This is a genomic window from Burkholderia sp. LMG 13014 (assembly GCF_905232215.1).
Classification (GTDB): domain Bacteria; phylum Pseudomonadota; class Gammaproteobacteria; order Burkholderiales; family Burkholderiaceae; genus Burkholderia.
Genome location: NZ_CAJNKE010001034.1, coordinates 1 through 1,158 on the forward strand (window position 1 = coordinate 1; position 1,158 = coordinate 1,158).

At 65.2% G+C, this 1,158-nt stretch carries 1 protein-coding gene; it reads right to left on the reverse strand.

What is annotated here, in order from left to right; all coding sequences use genetic code 11:
* Positions 1 to 18: 18 nt before the first annotated feature.
* Complete coding sequence (gene fliG, locus JYJ84_RS37175; RefSeq protein WP_122946491.1) at positions 19 to 1,014, reverse strand: flagellar motor switch protein FliG; 996 nt, start codon at positions 1,012 to 1,014, stop codon at positions 19 to 21.
* Positions 1,015 to 1,158 lie beyond the last annotated feature (144 nt).

A 1,158-nucleotide genomic window follows, 5' to 3' on the forward strand; every position in this document is an offset into this window, starting at 1 on the left:
GCGCGATCGCTCGCCGAATCAGACATACGCGTCTTCCGCCTTGCCGCCGATCGCGATCGCGCCGCTCTCGGCCAGGTTGCGCACGATCTGCAGGATGCGGCGCTGCTGCGTCTCGACGTCGGACACGCGTACCGGGCCGCGCGCGTCGAGATCCTCGGCGAGCAGTTCGGCCGCGCGCTGCGACATGTTCGCGAGGAATTTCTGGCGCAGTGCCGGCGGCGCGCCCTTCAGCGCGATGATCAGCGTTTCCGACTCGACTTCCTTGAGCACCATCTGGATCGCGCGATCCTCGAGGTCGAGCAGGTTCTCGAACACGAACATCTGGTCGATGATCTTCTGCGCGAGTTCGGCGTCGTACTGGCGCACGCTTTCGAGCACGCCTTCCTCATGCACGCTCGTCATGAAGTTCAGGATCTCGGCCGCGGTGCGGATGCCGCCCATCGGGCTGCGCTTCAGGTTGTCGCTGCCGGACAGCAGGCCCGTCAGCACGTCGTCGAGTTCACGCAGCGCGGCCGGCTGGATGCCGTCGAGCGTCGCGATCCGCAGGATCACGTCGTTACGCAGCCGCTCGGTGAAGCACGACGCGATTTCCGACGCCTGGTCGCGGTCGAGGTGCACGAGGATCGTCGCGATGATCTGCGGATGCTCGTTCTTGATCAGTTCGGCCACGGCGCCCGAATCCATCCACTTCAGGCCCTCGATGCCGCTCGTGTCGCTGCCCTGCAGGATGCGGTCGATCAGCACGCCGGCCTTGTCCTCGCCGAGCGCCTTGGTCAGCACCGAGCGGATGTACTCGCTCGAATCGAGCGACAGCGCGGTGTGCTGCTCCGCTTCCTTCGCGAATTCGTGCAGCACGTCCTCGACCTGCTCGCGCGTGACGTTCTTCAGCGCGGCCATCGCGGCGCCGATCTTCTGGACCTCGCGCGGCGCGAGGAACTTGAATACCTGCGCGGCCTCTTCCTCGCCGATCGACATCAGCAGGAGCGCGCTCTTGGTCAAGCCTTCAGCGTTCATCGGACACCCAGTTCTTCACGACGGTGGCGACGATCTTCGGATCCTGGCGGGCGATCGTGCGCGCGTAGTCGAGGTTGCGTTCGTAACGGTTCTTTTCGCTCTCGAACCCGAGCAGCAGCGCGTCGGATTCCTCTGCCTTCTCCG